Below are 18771 nucleotides of genomic sequence, written 5' to 3'. Positions count from 1 at the left end.
GATTTTTTTCTCTTATAAATTTCTTGTTTTTTTTCAATTAGTTAGATATAAATTCAACATAATTAGCTTAATTAAATTTCATCTATATTATTTATTTTCTATATTTAGTGTATATTTATCACCGTAAGCACTAAATGTAGTACCTTTTTAGGAGTTGAGTTTGAACCAGGAAATCCAGGCAGTCAAAGACCAAGCTGTTGATCAAGAAATATTAGTTACCAAAAGAGATGGTTCAAAAGAGTCAATTGATTTTGAAAAAATCCATCGTGTTGTTCATTGGGCCTCCCAAGACTTGGAAAATATTTCTGTCTCTCAGGTTGAAATCAATGCTCAATTAGCATTTTTTGATGGTATTAAAACTGAAGATATACATGAGACTATTATTAAGTCTGCAGCAGATTTAATTTCGACAGATGTTCCTGATTATCAGTATTTAGCAGCTCGTCTAGCAATTTTTCATCTTAGAAAAAAAGCATTTAAATCTTTCACTCCACCCTCTTTAATTGATCATGTTACTAAGCTTACAAATTTAGGGATTTATGATAAAGATATACTAAATAAATATAACGCTTCTGAGTTTGAAGAGTTTAATAATTATATTGATCATTGGCGTGATATGAACTTTTCGTATGCTGCAGTTAAGCAACTTGAGGGTAAATATTTAGTTCAAAACCGTGTGACTGGTGAGATTCATGAGTCTCCTCAGATGTTGTACATGCTTGTTGGAATGTGCTTGTTTCAAGAATATAAAGGTAAGGCTAGAATTAAAATTGTTAAGCGTTTTTATGATGCCTCATCTAACTTCAAAATTTCACTACCAACTCCAATTATGGCTGGTGTGAGAACGCCTACTCGTCAATTTTCCTCTTGTGTTTTAATTGAAACAGATGATGATTTAGACTCTATTAGTGCTGCTTCTGGTGCAATTGTTAAATATGTATCTCAACGAGCTGGTATAGGGATTAATGCTGGAAAAATTCGTGCTCTAGGTAGCCCAATTAGAGGTGGAGAAGCAACTCATACTGGATGCATACCTTTCTTTAAGCACTTTCATACAGCGGTTAAATCTTGTTCTCAAGGTGGAGTTAGAGGTGGCGCTGCAACACTTTTTTATCCTTTGTGGCATTTAGAAGTTGAAGGCCTAATTGTTTTAAAAAATAATACCGGTACCGATGAAAATAGAATCAGACATCTTGACTACGGTGTCCAATTTAATGGCTTGATGTATGAACGTTTTTTAAAAGATGAAAATATAACCTTATTCTCGCCTAATGATGTTCCTGGCCTCTATGATTCCTTTTTTGCTGATCAAAAAAAGTTTAAAAAACTTTATGAAAAGTACGAGAAAGATGACTCTATTCGTAAACAGCAAATTAGTGCTCGTGAACTATTTGCAATGTTTATGAAGGAGAGAGCCAATACAGGTCGTATATATCTACAAAATGTTGATCATTGCAACACTCATGGTGCTTTTGACCCTTCACAAGCCCCAATTAAGCAATCTAATCTTTGCATGGAAATTACATTGCCCACAAAACCTTTATACTCTGTTCAAGATAAAGAAGGTGAAGTAGCCCTCTGTACGCTTTCTGCAGTTAACTTAGGGGCTCTTGAGAGTCTTGATGAACTTGAAGATATTACTGATATTATTGTGCGCTCTCTTGACTCTTTGCTTGACTATCAAGATTACCCACTAAAAGCTGCAGAGATTGCTAGTAATAATCGAAGAACACTTGGTATTGGAGTAACAAATTTAGCTTACTATCTAGCCAAGAATGGCGCTAAATACTCTGATGGATCTGGCAATGAATTAATCCATAAAACATTTGAAGCGCTTCAATATTACTCATTGAAAGCGTCAAATGAAATCGCAGAAGAGTTTGGCCCCTGCCCTCTTTTCTCAGAGACGCAGTATGCAAAAGGCATAATGCCAACCGATAGCTATAAAAAAGATATTGATGAATTCTGTAATACTGAGCTTGAGCTTGATTGGGACACTTTAAGAAAAAATATAAAAGCTAAAGGCCTCAGAAACTCAACCTTAACTGCTCTTATGCCTTGTGAAAGCTCGTCTCAAATTTCTAATTCCACCAATGGTATTGAGCCGCCCAGAGGCTTTATATCTGTCAAGCAATCTAAAGATGGAATTCTTAAACAGGTTGTTCCTGAGTATGAAAAACTTCATAAAAGTTATGAGCTGCTTTGGGATATCAAAGACAATGAAGGCTACCTTCAATTGTGTGCAATTATGCAAAAATTTGTTGATCAATCTATCTCAACAAATACTCACTATGATCCTTCGCAATATGATGGCAATAGAGTGCCAATGAAGCTTTTCTTAATGGACCTCTTAAAGGCTTACAAGTATGGCATTAAGACGCTTTATTACCATACAACTAGAGATGGAGCCAGTGATGATCAAAATGCTGCTATAAAAGGCGATGATGACTGTGAAGATGGTGTTTGTAAACTATAAAATTTATTAATTATGTCCTATAGTATATTTAATCAAAAAATTAATGACACGCTCAAACAGCCAATGTTCTTTGGTGATGCTGTAAATGTTGCACGCTTTGATCAACAAAAATTTGAGATGTTTGAAAAGCTTACTGAAAAACAACTTTCTTTTTTTTGGCGACCCGAAGAAATTGATGTGTCAAAAGACAAAATTGATTTTGGTAAGTTATTGCCAAACGAAAAGCATATTTTTATATCTAACCTTCAATATCAGATTTTATTAGACTCTGTTCAAGGACGCTCACCTAACATTGCCTTTCTACCGATTGTTTCTCTCCCTGAGTTAGAAAATTGGATTGAAACTTGGGCTTTTTCAGAGACCATCCATTCTCGCTCATATACTCACATTATTAGAGCAATTGTTAATGAACCAGGCGCAGTTTTTGATGAAATCATGAAAACTGAAGAAATTATTCAAAGAGCGACAAGCGTTTCTAAACATTATGATAAGTTAATTAATCATACGCAGGCCTACCTCCTCAACGGTGAAGGTGAGCATCAAATTGATGGAAAAACTCTTAACATTAATATGTATTCTCTTAAGAGACTTCTCTATTTAACAATAATGTCTGTAAATATTCTAGAAGCTATCCGCTTCTATGTAAGTTTTGCATGTTCATTTGCTTTTGCGGAAAGAAAGGTAATGGAAGGTAATGCAAAAATTATTAAGCTAATTGCTAGAGATGAAGCGCTTCATCTCACAGGCACTCAGCACATGCTTAATTTAATGCGTGATGGCAAGGATGACCCTGATATGCAAGCCATTGCCATTGAGTGTGAAGCAGAAGTTATTCAGATGTTTAAAGATGCTGCGAATCAGGAAAAAGAGTGGGCCGAGTATCTTTTCAGGGATGGCTCTATGATTGGACTTAATGCACAAATTCTTAAGCAATACCTTGAATATATTACCAATATTCGTATGTCGGCTCTCAATATGCAGCCGATTTTTGAACAAACTACGAACCCACTGCCATGGCTAAACCACTGGCTTGATTCTGATAATGTCCAAGTTGCCCCACAAGAGACTGAGATTACCTCTTATCTTGTAAGTGCGATTGACAATACTATTGACTCTGAAGACGAAGATTTTAGTGACTTTAAGCTTTAAGTGCTTAGCATCAAATGTTCAAAATTGATGTCGATAATATTAATGGAAAAACAGAGTCGCTCTATGTCTATGGAGAAGATTCTATACTCACTGAACTTGAGGCAAACAACGTCTTAGTTAATCATAGCTGTAGACAGGGTCATTGTGGTAGCTGTATTTTAAAACTTGTTAAAGGTGATGTAGTTCATCAAGAGTGTCTTGTACCATTATCTCAGGGTGAAATCTTAGCATGCCAATCAAGGCCAGTTTCTGACATAAAAATAACAACAAAGATTTAATTCTTTTCTAAAAATTTTTTCACTTCTTTGGAGTTTCCTTTAAATATAACTCTATGTTTTTTATTGTTTATTTGAAAATTATACATGGGGTCATAATAGTCAACTAAAAGTGATTCAATAAGTGGTAAATAATCATTGATATCAGCATTATTTTGATGATTTTTAAGGGCTAACTTTAACTGTGTTAAGAGTGATTGATATCTATCACCCCCTAGCCTCTTCTGGATTTTATATAGGCTCGTAAGCCAATAGTTTGAAAAATTTTCAAAACCTTTTTCTAAATTTATTGCTTTAAATTGTATTTCCATATCAATAACATAACTTTTTAGACTAATTCGCAATCTATCCTCAAGTGAAGCAGTCAATAAAATAATTTTAGAATCACGTGATTTTAATTTGATGGAATCAGGTATATGAATCATTCCAATATTGTTACCCTCATCTTCAATTAACAATTGACTAAAAGACTCTTTTTTAATTAATTCAATACTTAAATTATTTTCAAAATCAATTTGCTTAGGTTGAGGTGATACGTTATTCCCAAATGCAGATCCTCTATGGTTGGCAAGACCCTCTAAATCAATACTATTATCAATCTCATTCAATAGCATTGTCTTTCCACAGCCAGTTTGGCCACCGATCACAATAAACTCTTTATTGTTAGTAATTCTAACCATTTCATGAAGAAGAAATGATCTTAGAGCCTTGTATCCCCCCTTAATTCTTGGATAAGAGACCCCAGATTCCTCATAAATCCACTCTTGAGTTATCTTTGAGCGTAAGCCACCCCTAAAACAATAAAGTGCCCCTTTTGGGTTCTTACTAACAAAATCAAGCCACTTCTCAACTCTTTCTTGTTTTAATGTTCCATTGATTAACTCATGTCCAAGTTGAATAGCTGAATTTTGACCTTTTTCTTTGTAACAAATGCCAATTTGATGTCTTTCACTATCATTCATTAAGGGAAAGTTCTCCGCTTGAGGGAAAGAACCTCCAGAGAACTCGATTGGGGCTCTTACATCTAGTAAAGGGAGATTGGCTTTAAAGATTTTAGAAAAATTATCAATTTCTTCAAGATTACTCATTTCAAAACAATTGTTTTAGACTCATCATTCTTTTGAGTGATTTTTCCAATAGGATTTAAATTAAGTCCATTTAACTCCATAAGCTTATCAAATTCACCTAAAGCCTCATTTGAAACAGAAACAAGGAGACCGCCACTAGTTTGAGGATCACAAATAATTGATCTTTCAAGATTTGATATTCTGCTGAGCTGATCTCCATAACTATCAAAGTTTCTTTGCGTCCCACCAGGAACGCAATCATTTTCAATATATTTCAAAATATTTGGAAGCAATGGAAGCTTATCGAAACTTATCTCTGCAGATGTATTGCTTCCTTTGCAAACCTCTAGGAGGTGGCCAGCTAAACCAAAACCTGTAACATCTGTAACTGCATTAACCCCATGGATGGCTGCTAATTTATAGCCAATATCATTTAAAGTGCACATTTGTTTGACTGCAGTAGCATGATCATTAGTGCCCACAATCTTCTTTTTTTGCGCAGTCGATAAAATACCAATTCCTAATGGCTTAGTCAAAAACAAGGTGTCATTAACCTGTGCACCAATATTTCTTTTCAAATTTTTAATTTCTACAATACCAGATACCGATAGACCAAAAATTGGCTCTGGTGAGTCAATGCTATGACCCCCTGCAAGATTAATACCTGCTTGCTTGCATATCTCTCGGCCACCATCAATGACTTTTGCACCAACATCTGTGGAGAGCATATTAATGGGCCATCCAAAGATTGAAATGGCCATTAAAGGTTTACCGCCCATTGCATAAACGTCACTTAGAGCATTACTGCCAGCAATCATTCCAAAATCGAAAGGATCATCCACAATTGGCATAAAAAAATCAGTAGTACTTATGAGTGCCCTACCATCCCCTAGATCATAAACTGCAGCATCATCGCTTGATTCATGCCCTACCAATAAATTTGAATCGACAAAGCTATCCAGTTTGGTTCCTAAAATTTCTTTTAAAAGTTTTGGTGAAATCTTGCAGCCACATCCAGCGCCATGGCTGAATTCAGTTAGTTTTATATGTTCAGTAGTCATCTAGAGTTTAGAGTAAGCAGAATCCAGCTCATCATAAAGTTCAGTTGGGGTAATTTTAGGATTCATATTCATAATATCAAAAGCAACTACATTGTCTTCAACACCCCCCCAAATCTTTATATATGAGCCTTCTTTATAGCCATTTTGCTGTCTAAAGGTATTCAATTGATTCTTGACAACATAGCGCTTGTATAAATCCTCAACATCGATACCTAAGTGTGAAATTATGATGAAGAATATATCCGTGATCTCCCTAATATTATTAATTTCTTTATCGATACTAGAGGTAACAGATAATTTCAGCATCTTTTCCAATGAGGCTATCAATGCATCAGTATCATAATCTCCCTTAGCCTTCATATGCAGATGTTTATTGGCATAAGATTGATCTTTGATACGAATCGACTCAGACATAATAAAATGCCAAATATCAACCAGCTCTACCCTTATATTATCCCAATCTGGCTCATCATTAATGTTTTTCCAGTGCTTCCAATTAAACGAGTCAATTGCTTCAGCAACCTCCATATAAATCCCTCTATACCAGGATATTTCCCGGTTTTCTTTAGTATATCCTTTAATCCATACTTGGCCATTTGTTTGATCATTTAATTGCATTTGAAGCAAAAACATTTGTTCAATTTGATTCATATTTTTTTTAATTGGGGGATGTATAAATTATAAGAGTTTAATATTAGATAGTATCAAGAAAACTTAGTATCTTTCAACAGCATTATCAACCTCTCTGGACCAGGCATCAATTCCACCTCTAAGATTAGAAAGAGATTGGAAGCCTTTAGATAATAAGAAATTAGCAACTTGCATGGAGCGCATTCCATGATGACAATAAAGAGAATAACTTAAACTTGGATCTAGGTCAGAAAAAGTTTCAGTAATGGAACTCATAGGCATATTGATTGCGCCATTAATCTTGCAAATATCTAATTCGGATTTCTCTCTAACGTCAATGAGAATATTACCTTCATTTTCTATCGATTGTTGAAATTCTTGGGGAGTTAAGTCTTCTATCATTATTGTATTTATTTGATATTAAAAATATTAATTATATTTTATTATTAACAATTATGTCTAGGTAACTTTAATGGGTAAAATTTAGGTTGTGACTAACATGAATCAAGACGTTTTTAAATTTCCTTGTGATTATCCAATCAAAGTTTTTGGGCTAAGTCAACCTAATTTGATAGATACAGTCAGCACTATCGTGGAAAGATACGTTGGAAAACTCCACAGCAATCAAATCACTCTTAAGAAAAGCTCAAAGGGTAAGTATGTTTCTGTGACCATTAGAATTATTGCAACAAGTAGAAAACAGCTTGATTCAATAAATGAAGACCTTCAAAACTGCCCTCTGGTGTCTTATCTTTTATAAATTATCATGATTCAAATTCGTGAAAAAGGCTTACAAGATTACACCACAATCTGGAAAGAAATGGTCTCTTTTACTAATTCTAGAAATGCTGAGACTCCTGATGAAATTTGGCTTTTGGAGCATTACAGTGTATTCACTCAAGGCCTGACAGGCAGATCCGAAAATCTATTAGAGGAAACTGATATATCAGTGATTCAATCAGATAGAGGCGGTCAAATCACTTATCATGCTCCAGGTCAATTGATTGTCTACTGTTTAATTGACATAAAAAGACTTGGGATTGGAATAAAAAAAATGGTCAGTTTGATTGAACAATCAATCATTGACCTACTTGAAGAGTACTCGATCTCGACTCATAAGGTTAGCGGCGCTCCAGGTGTATATGTTGATGGGTCCAAAATTGCAGCGTTAGGACTAAAAGTCAGGCATGGAAGAACATATCATGGATTGAGCTTAAATATCGATATGGATCTCTCTCCATATAAGCTGATTAACCCCTGTGGTTTCAGGGATTTAAATGTTACCCAGATGTCAAATCTAACGGATAATACCCTTAAATTATCTGAGATCAAAAAACAACTAACTCGTCATCTTTCAAATTATGTCTCAAGAACTTGAAATTAAAGCCTTAAAAGGTGAATCCAAAATCAGTAGGCTGAAGATCAAGCCAGACTCTAAAAGAGAACCACTAAAAAAACCAAGCTGGATAAGAATTCGACATACAAACTCAAAAAAAGTTAATGAGTTAAAGAGTACCCTTCGAAGTCAGGAATTGTTCACGGTCTGTGAAGAGGCTCAGTGCCCGAACCTTAGTGAATGCTTTAACCATGGAACGGCAACCTTCATGATTATGGGTCAGATCTGCACAAGACGTTGCCCCTTTTGTGACGTTGCGCACGGCAGACCAAAGCCATTAGATACTAGTGAACCTAATCATTTAGCTGATACAATTTCTAAAATGGCATTAAAGTATGTTGTCATTACATCAGTAGATCGTGATGATCTTAGAGATGGAGGAGCTCTGCACTTTAAAGAATGTATCGACGCTATCAGACAAAAAACGCCTAAAGTTAAAATTGAAATACTAACCCCTGACTTTCGTGGAAGAGTTGAAAAAGCCTTAGATATTTTTCAAGATTGTCCGCCTGATGTTTTTAATCACAATTTAGAGACCGTTCCAAGCTTATATCCTAAAGTGAGACCTGGTTCAGACTATAAGCAATCTTTGGAGCTACTTAAAAACTTTAAAGAAAAACATCCATCTGTCAAAACTAAGTCAGGATTAATGCTCGGTGTTGGAGAGACAAAAAAGCAAGTCATAGACGTACTCAAAGACTTAAGAAAACATAAAGTTGATATGCTTACTCTTGGTCAGTATCTGCAGCCTAGTCGTCATCATTTGGCCGTTGAAAAGTATATTTCACCAGAACAATTTGAACACTACAAAACTATAGCTGAAGAACTCGGCTTTTCGCAGGTAGCAAGCGGACCAATGGTTCGATCCTCCTACCATGCAGATCTCCAAGCTAAAGGGGAGCTTGTTAACTAAACAAAATAAAATTGACCTTTCTCTAAACCTTTAAAAGTATACTAATATTATGATTAAAACATTCTTTATAGCGCTAATCTTTTTCTTCATTATCGATGTTTTTTGGATTTATTTTGTGGCGACTCCTATGTACAAACAAGAGGTATCGTCGCTTATGGAGCTCAAAATTCCTCCAGCACTCCTTTTTTATGTGATTTTCTTACTGGGACTCATATTTTTTGTCGTCAATCCTAATCTAGATAATACACTTTTAAACGTGTTTTTAATTGGTGCTTTTTTTGGCTTAGTAACCTATGGAACCTATGATTTAACCGTTTACGCCTCAATGAATATATTTAGTTTAAAGCTAGTTGTAGCAGATATCCTTTGGGGAATGTTCCTTTCAGGCGCAGTGGCAACACTTACCGTATTTACAATAAATAAATTAAACTGATTTTCCTATGACAATTGCACTTACTTCAGGCGAACCCTCTGGAATTGGGCCCGATATTGCAATCATTTATGCTCAAAAAGAAAGGACTGAAAATCTAAGGGTCTACGCAGACCCAGATGCTCTCATTGAAAGGGCTAAATTACTTAAATTACCACTTATTCTTAAAGAGAGTAGTACTAATAAGGCTGGTGAATTAAGTATTTTTCCAATTAAATCTAAAGAAAAAACCGTACCTGGACAGCTTAATCCAAATAACGCTGAGTATGTACTATCTATCATTAAACAGGCCACTCATGACTGCTTAAATAAGACGTGTAATGGCATTCTAACAGGCCCAATAAATAAAGCAGTGATTAACCAAGCAGGCATAAAATTTAGTGGGCATACAGAGTATTTAGCAGAATTATCTAATTGCCCAAAAACTGTCATGCTGCTCGCAACCACAAAACTTAAAGTAGCTCTTGCCACAACGCATTTAGCGCTCAAAGATGTTCCAAAAAATATTACTAAAGAATCACTGACGGAAGTGATTTCAATTATTAATAATGATTTTAAATATTTAGGGGTTAATAATCCAAGCATTCTAGTGTGTGGACTTAATCCGCATGCTGGTGAAAATGGATATCTTGGAGATGAAGAAATAAAGACAATAACGCCTGTGATTCAAACACTGAGTAAAAATGGTTTCAGGCTTTCTGGCCCTGTTCCAGCAGATACTGCTTTTACTGTTGACTCACTAAAAGATATTGATGTCGTCCTGGCAATGTACCATGACCAAGGCTTACCCGTTTTAAAAGCAAGTGGATTTAAGAATGCAGCCAATATTACGCTTGGTCTTCCTTTTATTAGAACCTCAGTTGATCATGGGACTGCGCTGGACTTAGCGGGGAGTGGCAATATTAGTCTTGGCAGTTTTAACTGTGCCTTGTCATTCTTTCAAAAACTAACTAGTAATGCCTCATAAACCTCGAAAAAGATTTGGCCAAAATTTTTTAGTTGATCAACAGATCATTAACCAAATTGTTTCAACAATCTCTCCTAAAAAAAATGATCATATCATTGAAATAGGGCCTGGAAAAGGCGCCTTAACATTCCCATTAATAGATTATTTGGAAAACATTCATGTCATTGAAATTGATCGAGACTTAATAGCCCTTCTTCAAAAAAAGAATAATATAAAAATAACTATTCATGAGTCTGATGCTTTGGTTTTTAATTTTGATCAATTTAAGCAGAAGGTTAGAATTGTAGGCAATCTTCCATACAATATATCATCTCCTTTGTTGTTTCATTTACTTAACTATAGGGATAATATTATTGATATGACATTTATGCTTCAAAAAGAAGTTGTAGATCGAATAGTAGCCCCTCCTGGAAGTAAAGTCTATGGAAGGATAAGCGTCATTATGCAAGCTTTTTTTGATACCGAGCTTATGTTTGTTGTGCCTAAAGAATCTTTCGATCCACAACCCAAAATTGAATCTGCTATACTTTATTTAAAAACTAAAAAACAGTCGCTCGTTCAAAACTCTAAGCCTCTTGAGGAGATCGTTAAAATAGCATTTTCTCAAAGACGAAAAACACTAAAAAATTGTTTAAAATTAGTTCTAAATCAATCTCAAACTGACATTGATCTATCTCAAAGAGCTGAAATGTTAAGTGTTGAAAACTTTGTAACTCTTATGAATGATTATGAAAAACAAAATTGAAATTAATGTAGAAGTAACCTACCTTTCGGATCAATCAGATATCCTTAATAAACAATATGCCTATGCCTATACCATTACGATTACTAATCAAGGTGATACTGGCGCTCAACTTAGGACAAGGCGTTGGCTCATTCAGGACGAATCAGGCGAAACTGAAGAGGTAATTGGTGAGGGTGTTATTGGTCAACAGCCACATTTATCACCTGGTGAAAGCTTTAAATATAGCTCTGGAGCAATTATTAGTACTGAGACAGGGACTATGAAAGGTTCTTATGGAATGATTAGCGACATAGGCCAAAGGTTTGATGCAGATATCCCTGAATTTACATTGAGCGAACCTCATACGCTGCATTAGAAAGTTATATGGATTATGCCATTGGAGATGTTCAGGGCTGCTTTAATAGCCTAAATGCACTGCTAAAAAAAATTAACTTTAATATTGATAGAGATCGTTTATATTTCTTAGGTGATGTTGTCAACCGTGGTTCTCATTCATTAGAAACACTAAGGTTTCTTCACTCGAATAAAGATAATGCAGAAATGGTCCTAGGAAATCATGATTTTCATCTATTGGTTTGCGCTCTTACAGATAGACATCCAAATAAAAAAGATACCTTTCATGACATTCTTGAAGCTAATGATAAAAATACTTTGCTAGATTATCTTATTGAGAGGCCTTTAGTAATCGAGTATGAGGACTCCTTAATGGTTCATGCTGGTGTTCCACCAAACTGGTCTCAATCAGATGTCATCAATAATGCTGCATTAGTTCACAGCCAGCTTCGAAATGAAAATCTAATTGAATTTTTATCTCAGATGTATGGTAATTTACCTCACACATGGTCAGAGACTCTTACAATCAAGGAAAAGTGTCGTTACACAATAAACGCCTTGATGAGGATGCGATTTTGCAAGGAAGATGGAGAGCTTGAGTTTGAACACAAGCTCAATGTTGATAAAAGTCCAGCAGGCTTTAAAGCCTGGTTTCTTCATAAAAATCGCTTAATGAAAGAGCAAAAAATCTTTTTTGGGCATTGGTCTTCACTAAAAAATGTAGATACCAAAAATATTTACCCTGTAGACCATGGATGCATCTGGGGCGGGCAGCTTACCGCATATAATTTAACAAACAATATTTATATTTCACAAGATTCAGTAGAAATCTAAGAGAATCCACTTCTAAGATTTACAGAGCCTTCATAAATAAACTTGCCAGGTCCAGTTAAATAGACCTTCTCTCCATCAAACTCTACAGTTGCATCCCCACCATTCAAGTGGACTATGACTTTAGAATCGAGTAGCCCCTGTCTTACTCCATGAATGACAGCAGCACAGGCTCCAGAGCCACAGGCATGTGTTTCTCCAACCCCCCTTTCTACCACTCTTAACTGAATTTCTCGTTTGTTTATAATCTTCATGAAACCAACATTGACGCCTTCAGGAAATAACTCGCTAGACTGAATTTTAGAGGCAATGCCATCAATATTATCAATTTCATCTTGAATCAAAATAGCATGAGGGTTCCCAATAGACAAGGATCCAATCATATGGCCTCCAACATTGTATTCTGATGATAATTGATTTAAGTTCAAAGGTATTTTAGAAGGCTCAAAATTAGGCATACCCATTTCAACTTTTACGGTGTCATCGCTATTTATATTGAGAACTAAAAGCCCTGCATTCGTTTCAACAGTTAAAGGATTTTTATAAGAAAGATTCTTTTTCTTTATATATAATGCAAAACACCTTGCTCCATTTCCACATTGACTGACTTCAGTACCATCAGAATTATATATAACATATCTAAAATCAGCACTTTTAGAAGTTGCTGGTTCAATCATCAAGAGCTGATCAAAGCCTATCCCAAAATGACGATCAGCCAATTGACGTATTTCTTCAACAGAAAGGCAAACATCCCCATCAAGATTATTCATCACAACAAAGTCATTTCCCAAACCATGCATTTTTGTAAAATTTATCATGAATATATTTTAACCGTTTGTATAGTAAATTTTTCAATTACTGCTATGATAAAATTTAGCTACTTTAAATTTCGATTAACTATAAATGACTCCTCCAAATAATATCACTCTTAGCAAGGATAAAAAGTTACTCACAGTTAGCTATAAAGATAATCATTATGCTTTGACTAGTGAGTTTTTAAGAGTGTATTCACCATCTGCAGAAGTCAGGGGTCATGGTCCTGGACAAGAAACATTACAACTAAACAAACAAGATGTATCTATATCATCACTTGTTCCAATGGGTAACTATGCTATCTCCATTCATTTTAATGATGGACATACTACTGGAATCTACTCATGGAGCTATTTACTTCATTTGGGGGCTGATAAAGAAGAGTTATGGTTGGATTATTGCAATCGGGTTAAAGAAAATAGTGACAATAATAAAAATTATCATAAAATTTCTATTTGAGCCAATAACTTATTTTTAATATTTTTTGTTAGATTAACAACTAACTAGGTTAATTTGTTAAAATCTTTTCTATAATATTTAATGTTTAATTTTTAATTTTTAATTATAAATTTTTTTGTAAAAGTGAAATTTAATTACTAGAGGTAAAAAAAATGAAAAATATATTAACTCAATTCTTAGCTCTTCTTTTCTTATTTTTTACAACTAAAGCATACTCAAATACAATAAATGAAATTAATTTTATTGGTCTAAATAATTCTTCAGAAAATACACTTTTAAATCAATTACCTTTACAAATTGGAGATGAATATACAGATTCTTCAAGTAATATTATTATTCAGTCACTTTATAAGACTGGGCTTTTTTCAGACATTAGTGTTATAAATTATGAAAACTCCTTAAAAATTACTTTAATAGAAAATCCTACTATCAAGTTTTTTGATATTAACCTTGATTCTGGCTCAGGGTTTTCAAACTGGATTAAAGGAGAAAAAATGCTAATTAGCAATGAACTCCTTGATGAAGAGCTTGAAAATAGTGAGCTTTCTACTGGTAATGCCTATACTAAGTATAAACTTGATGAATTTATACTTTTACTTGAGTCAAAGTATTCTAGCTCTGGTTATTACAATGCCGAAATAACTCCTAATATTTCTGTTGACTCTCAGAATAGAGTGGGGATAGAGCTTAATATCAATCAAGGGGATAGAGCTAAAATAGAATCATTTAGTATTAAAGGTGCTAACAAAATTTCTGAAGAAAACTTATTGGAATTATTCAAAATAGGTGAAGCTGATATGATGCTAGTAAATTACTTTACCAACAAAGACTTATTTACTGAAGCTGAGTTTTCGCAAGGAATAGATTCGATAACCAATACCTATTTTGATTCAGGTTACTTAGATTTTCAAATTTTAAATGTTGAAACATTACTAGATGAAAATAAAGAAAAAATCTCAATAACTATCGAAATTTTAGAAGGAATTCAGTATCAACTTGGCGAAATTACTTTTGATGGGGAGTATAGTGCTATTGGTCTAGAACAACTTAATGAGGCAATAAGTCTAAAAAAAGGTGATGTATTTAATCGTAACCTTGTAATCCAAGATATTCAAACACTCACTGATTTGTTTGCTGACGAAGGTTACGCATTTGTCAACATAAATCCTATAACTTCGGAATTTTTAAATTCAGTTAACATTAACTTTAATATCGCATTAAATAAAAAAGTATACATTAACAGAATAACTGTTTCTGGCAACACTAGAACTCAAGATGAGGTTGTTAGAAGAGAAATAGAGGTATCTGAAGGATCTCTTTATTCTAGAAGTACTTTAAGAGACTCTCTAGTTAAATTAAGACGACTTGGATATTTTTCAGATGTTCAAATTTCTACTTCAGAAGTTGAAGATATGCCTGATAAAATTGATATTAATTTTTCAGTGGAAGAAACACAAACAGGCTCAATAAGTTTTTCTGTATCTCATAGTAATAATTATGGAATTTCATTTGGAGCAGGAATTAAAGAAAAAAATGTTTTTGGCTCTGGAAATACCCTTAATGCTGATTTAAATGTTTCAGAATCATATAATAGAGTTAGCTTCTATTTTATGAATCCTAACTATAATGATGAAGGACACAGCGTTAGTATTGGTGCCTTCCGAAGTGAAATAAACGATGATGATATTGCAGCTAATTCATATGAAATTAATACAACTGGTGCAAGTATTGGCTATGGAATTCCTCTGAGCAATAATACAAGACTTAATACTGAGTTTGAATTCTCAACAAATGAGATTAAATGTAGTGCTTTATTTTCTGGATCGGGATATGAAGCTAGTCAATGTGCTTCTTCAGGAAATGATGAATTTAAACTCAATATTAACTGGAATGAAAACACTCTGAATGATTATCTTTACCCAACAAATGGTGTTAATAATTCTCTTTCTGCAGGTATAGCTCTTCCATTAGGAGATTATAGATATTTCGATTTAAATGCTGATCACACAAGCTACAGACCTGTAAGTAATTCCACAACCTTAAAATTTACAGGCAATCTTAATCTATCTAAAGGTTATAGTGGAAAAGCTCTGCCATTCTATAAAAGAAATTTTGGAGGTGGAAGTGGCTCAGTTAGAGGTTTTGGCAACAAAACACTTGGTCCACTTTATCCAAATGGTAAAGCTAAGGGTGGCGAAATTGCTATCCTTGGGAGTGCAAATTTAATATCACCAGCATTCTTTTTTGATAATAATGAAAAAATGAGAATGAGTGCTTTTATTGATGCTGGAAATATATATGAGAAAAGCTCAAATATCAAATTTGGTGACATAAGAATGTCTACTGGATTCGGTTTTGCTTATCTAAGTCCTATAGGTTCGATTGGAGCTTTTATATCAACGCCTATTATTAAAAAAGATGGTGACACTATTGAAGACTTCGGATTTTCTTTAGGAACAGGCTTCTAGATACCCTATGAGGGTTTTAGTAATATTCTGTTTAAGCGCTTTATGTTTTTCATCAAATGCACAAAGTTTAAAAATTGGTTTTATTGATACTGAGCAAATTGTATTTAACCTTAGTCAATATAAGCAGAGCATTGAAGAAATATCACGCGAATTTGATCCAAAAAAACAAGAGTTATTAGATTTATTCAGGCATATTGAGCTTCTAAGAATTAATATTGAGTCCAAAAATAATACTAACACTCTTGGTGCTAACGAAATAGAATTATCTAAACTTAGAGTCTTAGAAGAAAATTTTGAGACAGAAACTAAATTTTGGCAGCAGGAAATTAATAATAAAAAAATTAATCTTCTCAACAAGATTGAAACTCTTGTTAACAAAACTATAAATGAATTTGCCATAGAAGAGGGTTATGATCTCATTCTTTATAAAGACGTAGCCTTTGTGAGTAATGAGGTTAACATAACTCAAAAAATTATTGAAAAAATTGAAAAACTTTCACCATGATATTAACACTTAAAGAAGTTGCAGAGCTAGTTGGAGGGTCCATTGAAGGAGATTCCTCTAAATCTATTCAAGGCATTGGTACTCTTGATTCTGCCAATTCAAGGGAAATATCCTATGCAGTAAATTCAAAATATAAAGATTCTCTAAAAAACTCCAATGCTGGAGCTTTTATTATTAATAAAAGTCTTAAACTATTCTGTAAAGGAAACACTGTCATAGTTGAAGATGTTTATCTTGCTCTCTCAATCCTGTCACATAAATTTAAGGTTACTCAAAATATTGGACATTTTAAATATGGCCACCAATTAAGTTATCCTGATTCTAAGATTGCTGCAAGTAGCTTAATTGGTAAAAATGTGAAAATTGGCATTGGATCAATCATTGGAGTTAATTGTGTAATTGAAGATAATGTGAGTATTGGCTCTAACTCAATAATTGAGCCAAATGTTACTATTCAAAGAGAATGTCAGATTGGGAATAATTGTGTTATTTCTCCTGGTGCAGTTATTGGCTCTGAAGGATTTGGTAATGCCAGAGATGCTAATAAAAAATGGAGTCCTATTGCTCATCTTGGTTCAGTTCAAATTGGTGATAATGTATCAATTGGAGCTAACACAACAATTGATAGGGGCTCTATTTCAGATACAATAATTCATGAAGGTGTAAAACTTGATAATCTTATTCACATAGCTCACAACGTAGTTATTGGAGAAGGAACTGCTATTGCAGCTAAAACAGGCATTGCTGGGACAACAGTTATTGGAAAAAGATGTATGATAGGTGGTGCTGTAGGCATAGTTGACCACTTAAAGATTACAGATGATGTTGTTATAAATGCTACAAGCACTGTCAATAGAAATATTACTAAACCTGGTGTATATACTGGTTTCGTGCCCCTCATGCTTCATTCAGAATGGAAAAAGGTAAGTATATGGCTAACAAAACTTGATAAAATTGCTACCTTCATGAAAATAAAATTGAAAGATATTAGGTAATACTATGGATATGAATATAAACGAGGTTAAAAATTTTCTCCCTCATCGATACCCTTTTTTACTCATTGATAGGGTAATTAGTTTTGAATCAGGTAAAAATTTGACAGCCATTAAAAACATTTCTTTTAATGAACCACAATTTACTGGCCACTTTCCTGATCAGCCGATAATGCCCGGTGTTCTAATTATTGAGGCTATGGCTCAAGCAACTGGAATATTGGCTTTTAAATCAGAAGTAGGCAGACCTGAAATTGGTCAAATATATATGTTAGTTGGAGTCGATAAAGTTCGTTTTAAAAGAATTGTTGAGCCTGGTGACCAGCTTGAAATCTATGCAGAAGTTGTTACCGTTAAGCGTGGTATGTGGAAATTTAACTGCACGGCAAAAGTTGAAGGGGAGCTTGTAACATCAGCTGAAATCTTATGTACACAAAAAAAAGCAAATAGCTGATTATGCCTATAAATTCCTCAGCTATTGTTCATGAGAGTGCAAAAATTCATAAGGATGCCGTAATATCTGCATATGCCCTAGTTGGTGCTAACGTTGAAATTGGTCCTGGAACAGTCATTGAATCTCATGCAGTTATTGAAGGACCCACTAAAATTGGAAGAAATAATCATATCTACTCTTTTGCATCAATTGGAGGAGACCCCCAAGACATAACCTATCAAGAAGGTCAAGAAAGTAACCTAGTTATTGGCGATGACAACCTGATAAGAGAATTCTGTACAATCAATAGAGGCACTGAAAAAGAAAACTCTTTAACGAGGATTGGCTCAAACAATATGCTAATGTCATATGTTCATATTGCTCATGACTGCCAACTTGGAAATCATATCATTATGTCAAATAATGCCTCTTTAGCTGGACATGTTAGAATTTCTGATTGGGCTATTCTTGGTGGCTTTGCATTAGTAAAACAATTTTGTAATATTGGAAGACATACATATGCCGGTATGGGATGCCAAATAAATAAAGACATCCCTGATTATATGGTTGCTTCAGGAATTCATCCAAAAATTAGAAGCATTAACTCTGTAGGAATGAAACGAAGGGGCTTTAGTGCTAGTTCTATCTCTTCAATTAAAAGAGCCTTTAAGGTAGTTTATAGAGATTCTCAGGGAAGACTTCTGGATCAAGCTCTTAGTAAGCTTGAAGCATCAGAGTCTGATAACCCTGAAGTCATGCAATTCGTCAAATGCATCAGGAATTCAAGAGTGGGTATTATGCGTGGTCCAGCAGATGAGTAACTAATTA

General features: G+C 34.2%; 22 protein-coding genes. 17 read left to right on the top strand and 5 right to left on the bottom strand.

Annotation, left to right across the window (positions count from 1 at the left end; all coding sequences use genetic code 11):
- Positions 1 to 160 precede the first annotated feature (160 nt).
- Genes nrdA through W908_RS04280 form a run of 3 tightly spaced genes read left to right on the top strand, consistent with a single transcriptional unit; the run spans position 161 to position 3903 of the window.
- Positions 161 to 2476, top strand: a complete 2316-nt coding sequence (gene nrdA / locus W908_RS04290) for a class 1a ribonucleoside-diphosphate reductase subunit alpha (protein ID WP_053820070.1) — start codon at positions 161 to 163, stop codon at positions 2474 to 2476.
- A gap of 12 nt (positions 2477 to 2488) precedes the next feature.
- Positions 2489 to 3625 (top strand): class Ia ribonucleoside-diphosphate reductase subunit beta, encoded by a 1137-nt coding sequence (gene nrdB, locus W908_RS04285; RefSeq protein WP_053820069.1) that lies wholly within the window; start codon positions 2489 to 2491, stop codon positions 3623 to 3625.
- Positions 3626 to 3639: 14 nt separating this feature from the next.
- Positions 3640 to 3903: a 2Fe-2S iron-sulfur cluster-binding protein gene (locus tag W908_RS04280; protein WP_020024353.1), complete on the top strand. Its 264-nt coding sequence runs from the start codon at positions 3640 to 3642 to the stop codon at positions 3901 to 3903.
- On the opposite strand, the gene mnmH is transcribed toward W908_RS04280, so the two are convergent.
- The 4 genes from mnmH to W908_RS04260 all read right to left on the bottom strand — a co-directional run bounded on the left by mnmH (position 3900) and on the right by W908_RS04260 (position 7060).
- On the bottom strand, positions 3900 to 4988 hold the full coding sequence (mnmH, locus tag W908_RS04275) for a tRNA 2-selenouridine(34) synthase MnmH (protein ID WP_053820068.1): 1089 nt from the start codon (positions 4986 to 4988) through the stop codon (positions 3900 to 3902). The genes W908_RS04280 and mnmH overlap by 4 nt on opposite strands.
- A complete protein-coding gene (gene selD, locus W908_RS04270; protein ID WP_053820067.1) occupies positions 4985 to 6028 on the bottom strand; it encodes a selenide, water dikinase SelD in 1044 nt (347 codons plus the stop codon). The genes mnmH and selD overlap by 4 nt, the downstream gene beginning before the upstream one ends.
- A complete protein-coding gene (locus W908_RS04265) occupies positions 6029 to 6679 on the bottom strand; it encodes a dUTP diphosphatase (protein WP_053820066.1) in 651 nt (216 codons plus the stop codon). It abuts the gene before it with no gap.
- A gap of 63 nt (positions 6680 to 6742) precedes the next feature.
- Positions 6743 to 7060, bottom strand: coding sequence for a rhodanese-like domain-containing protein (locus W908_RS04260; protein WP_020028090.1), 318 nt, complete (start codon positions 7058 to 7060; stop codon positions 6743 to 6745).
- A gap of 97 nt (positions 7061 to 7157) precedes the next feature.
- Here W908_RS04260 and W908_RS04255 point away from each other — a divergent pair, with 97 nt between their 5' ends.
- From W908_RS04255 to W908_RS04220, 8 genes are read left to right on the top strand one after another with little or no spacing between them, the layout of a single operon-like run.
- Positions 7158 to 7418, top strand: coding sequence for a YbeD family protein (locus W908_RS04255; protein ID WP_053820065.1), 261 nt, complete (start codon positions 7158 to 7160; stop codon positions 7416 to 7418).
- A gap of 6 nt (positions 7419 to 7424) precedes the next feature.
- Positions 7425 to 8036 (top strand): lipoyl(octanoyl) transferase LipB, encoded by a 612-nt coding sequence (gene lipB, locus W908_RS04250; protein ID WP_053820064.1) that lies wholly within the window; start codon positions 7425 to 7427, stop codon positions 8034 to 8036.
- Positions 8020 to 8967, top strand: coding sequence for a lipoyl synthase (gene lipA, locus W908_RS04245; RefSeq protein WP_053820063.1), 948 nt, complete (start codon positions 8020 to 8022; stop codon positions 8965 to 8967). The genes lipB and lipA overlap by 17 nt, the downstream gene beginning before the upstream one ends.
- Before the next feature lie 49 nt (positions 8968 to 9016).
- Positions 9017 to 9400: a DUF2177 family protein gene (locus W908_RS04240; protein ID WP_082345011.1), complete on the top strand. Its 384-nt coding sequence runs from the start codon at positions 9017 to 9019 to the stop codon at positions 9398 to 9400.
- Positions 9401 to 9407: 7 nt separating this feature from the next.
- Entirely contained in the window at positions 9408 to 10364 is a 957-nt protein-coding gene (pdxA, locus tag W908_RS04235; RefSeq protein WP_053820062.1) for a 4-hydroxythreonine-4-phosphate dehydrogenase PdxA, read from the top strand.
- Positions 10354 to 11109 (top strand): 16S rRNA (adenine(1518)-N(6)/adenine(1519)-N(6))-dimethyltransferase RsmA, encoded by a 756-nt coding sequence (gene rsmA / locus W908_RS04230; RefSeq protein ID WP_053820061.1) that lies wholly within the window; start codon positions 10354 to 10356, stop codon positions 11107 to 11109. The genes pdxA and rsmA overlap by 11 nt, the downstream gene beginning before the upstream one ends.
- On the top strand, positions 11087 to 11464 hold the full coding sequence (gene apaG, locus W908_RS04225) for a Co2+/Mg2+ efflux facilitator ApaG/CorD (RefSeq protein WP_020025433.1): 378 nt from the start codon (positions 11087 to 11089) through the stop codon (positions 11462 to 11464). The genes rsmA and apaG overlap by 23 nt, the downstream gene beginning before the upstream one ends.
- 8 nt (positions 11465 to 11472) lie before the next feature.
- On the top strand, positions 11473 to 12276 hold the full coding sequence (locus W908_RS04220; RefSeq protein ID WP_053820060.1) for a symmetrical bis(5'-nucleosyl)-tetraphosphatase: 804 nt from the start codon (positions 11473 to 11475) through the stop codon (positions 12274 to 12276).
- Here the strand turns inward: W908_RS04220 and dapF are convergent.
- The gene (gene dapF, locus W908_RS04215; protein WP_053820059.1) at positions 12273 to 13091 is read right to left on the bottom strand and encodes a diaminopimelate epimerase; all 819 of its coding nucleotides are present in this window, start codon (positions 13089 to 13091) and stop codon (positions 12273 to 12275) included. The two genes, W908_RS04220 and dapF, sit on opposite strands and share 4 nt — an antisense overlap.
- Before the next feature lie 85 nt (positions 13092 to 13176).
- Here dapF and W908_RS04210 point away from each other — a divergent pair, with 85 nt between their 5' ends.
- From W908_RS04210 to lpxA, 6 genes are all read left to right on the top strand, one after another.
- Positions 13177 to 13545, top strand: a complete 369-nt coding sequence (locus tag W908_RS04210) for a gamma-butyrobetaine hydroxylase family protein (RefSeq protein ID WP_053820058.1) — start codon at positions 13177 to 13179, stop codon at positions 13543 to 13545.
- A gap of 152 nt (positions 13546 to 13697) precedes the next feature.
- Complete coding sequence (bamA, locus tag W908_RS04205; protein ID WP_053820057.1) at positions 13698 to 16013, top strand: outer membrane protein assembly factor BamA; 2316 nt, start codon at positions 13698 to 13700, stop codon at positions 16011 to 16013.
- A gap of 7 nt (positions 16014 to 16020) precedes the next feature.
- Positions 16021 to 16518: an OmpH/Skp family outer membrane protein gene (locus W908_RS04200; RefSeq protein WP_053820056.1), complete on the top strand. Its 498-nt coding sequence runs from the start codon at positions 16021 to 16023 to the stop codon at positions 16516 to 16518.
- Positions 16515 to 17513, top strand: a complete 999-nt coding sequence (gene lpxD / locus W908_RS04195) for a UDP-3-O-(3-hydroxymyristoyl)glucosamine N-acyltransferase (RefSeq protein WP_053820055.1) — start codon at positions 16515 to 16517, stop codon at positions 17511 to 17513. Before W908_RS04200 ends, lpxD begins: the two co-directional genes overlap by 4 nt.
- A 4-nt stretch (positions 17514 to 17517) precedes the next feature.
- Positions 17518 to 17964, top strand: a complete 447-nt coding sequence (fabZ, locus tag W908_RS04190) for a 3-hydroxyacyl-ACP dehydratase FabZ (protein ID WP_053820054.1) — start codon at positions 17518 to 17520, stop codon at positions 17962 to 17964.
- Between the two features lie 2 nt (positions 17965 to 17966).
- Positions 17967 to 18764, top strand: coding sequence for an acyl-ACP--UDP-N-acetylglucosamine O-acyltransferase (lpxA, locus tag W908_RS04185; RefSeq protein ID WP_053820053.1), 798 nt, complete (start codon positions 17967 to 17969; stop codon positions 18762 to 18764).
- Positions 18765 to 18771: the final 7 nt, after the last annotated feature.

Source organism: Candidatus Pseudothioglobus singularis PS1, assembly GCF_001281385.1.
Lineage (GTDB): Bacteria > Pseudomonadota > Gammaproteobacteria > PS1 > Pseudothioglobaceae > Pseudothioglobus > Pseudothioglobus singularis.
The sequence above is the reverse complement of the archived record's forward strand: the minus strand, read 5'-3'. Positions and strand labels throughout refer to the sequence as shown.

Coding starts and splice junctions, on each gene's coding strand:
- lipA (WP_053820063.1), top strand. CDS start 8,020: ATGTCTCAAGAACTTGAAATTAAAGCCTTAAAAGGTGAATCCAAAATC.
- apaG (WP_020025433.1), top strand. CDS start 11,087: ATGATTATGAAAAACAAAATTGAAATTAATGTAGAAGTAACCTACCTT.
- dapF (WP_053820059.1), bottom strand. CDS start 13,091: ATGATAAATTTTACAAAAATGCATGGTTTGGGAAATGACTTTGTTGTG.
- pdxA (WP_053820062.1), top strand. CDS start 9,408: ATGACAATTGCACTTACTTCAGGCGAACCCTCTGGAATTGGGCCCGAT.
- W908_RS04255 (WP_053820065.1), top strand. CDS start 7,158: ATGAATCAAGACGTTTTTAAATTTCCTTGTGATTATCCAATCAAAGTT.
- W908_RS04200 (WP_053820056.1), top strand. CDS start 16,021: ATGAGGGTTTTAGTAATATTCTGTTTAAGCGCTTTATGTTTTTCATCA.
- lpxA (WP_053820053.1), top strand. CDS start 17,967: ATGCCTATAAATTCCTCAGCTATTGTTCATGAGAGTGCAAAAATTCAT.
- W908_RS04280 (WP_020024353.1), top strand. CDS start 3,640: ATGTTCAAAATTGATGTCGATAATATTAATGGAAAAACAGAGTCGCTC.
- W908_RS04240 (WP_082345011.1), top strand. CDS start 9,017: ATGATTAAAACATTCTTTATAGCGCTAATCTTTTTCTTCATTATCGAT.
- W908_RS04265 (WP_053820066.1), bottom strand. CDS start 6,679: ATGAATCAAATTGAACAAATGTTTTTGCTTCAAATGCAATTAAATGAT.
- W908_RS04260 (WP_020028090.1), bottom strand. CDS start 7,060: ATGATAGAAGACTTAACTCCCCAAGAATTTCAACAATCGATAGAAAAT.
- rsmA (WP_053820061.1), top strand. CDS start 10,354: ATGCCTCATAAACCTCGAAAAAGATTTGGCCAAAATTTTTTAGTTGAT.
- W908_RS04220 (WP_053820060.1), top strand. CDS start 11,473: ATGGATTATGCCATTGGAGATGTTCAGGGCTGCTTTAATAGCCTAAAT.
- selD (WP_053820067.1), bottom strand. CDS start 6,028: ATGACTACTGAACATATAAAACTAACTGAATTCAGCCATGGCGCTGGA.
- nrdB (WP_053820069.1), top strand. CDS start 2,489: ATGTCCTATAGTATATTTAATCAAAAAATTAATGACACGCTCAAACAG.
- fabZ (WP_053820054.1), top strand. CDS start 17,518: ATGGATATGAATATAAACGAGGTTAAAAATTTTCTCCCTCATCGATAC.
- mnmH (WP_053820068.1), bottom strand. CDS start 4,988: ATGAGTAATCTTGAAGAAATTGATAATTTTTCTAAAATCTTTAAAGCC.
- lipB (WP_053820064.1), top strand. CDS start 7,425: ATGATTCAAATTCGTGAAAAAGGCTTACAAGATTACACCACAATCTGG.
- lpxD (WP_053820055.1), top strand. CDS start 16,515: ATGATATTAACACTTAAAGAAGTTGCAGAGCTAGTTGGAGGGTCCATT.
- bamA (WP_053820057.1), top strand. CDS start 13,698: ATGAAAAATATATTAACTCAATTCTTAGCTCTTCTTTTCTTATTTTTT.
- W908_RS04210 (WP_053820058.1), top strand. CDS start 13,177: ATGACTCCTCCAAATAATATCACTCTTAGCAAGGATAAAAAGTTACTC.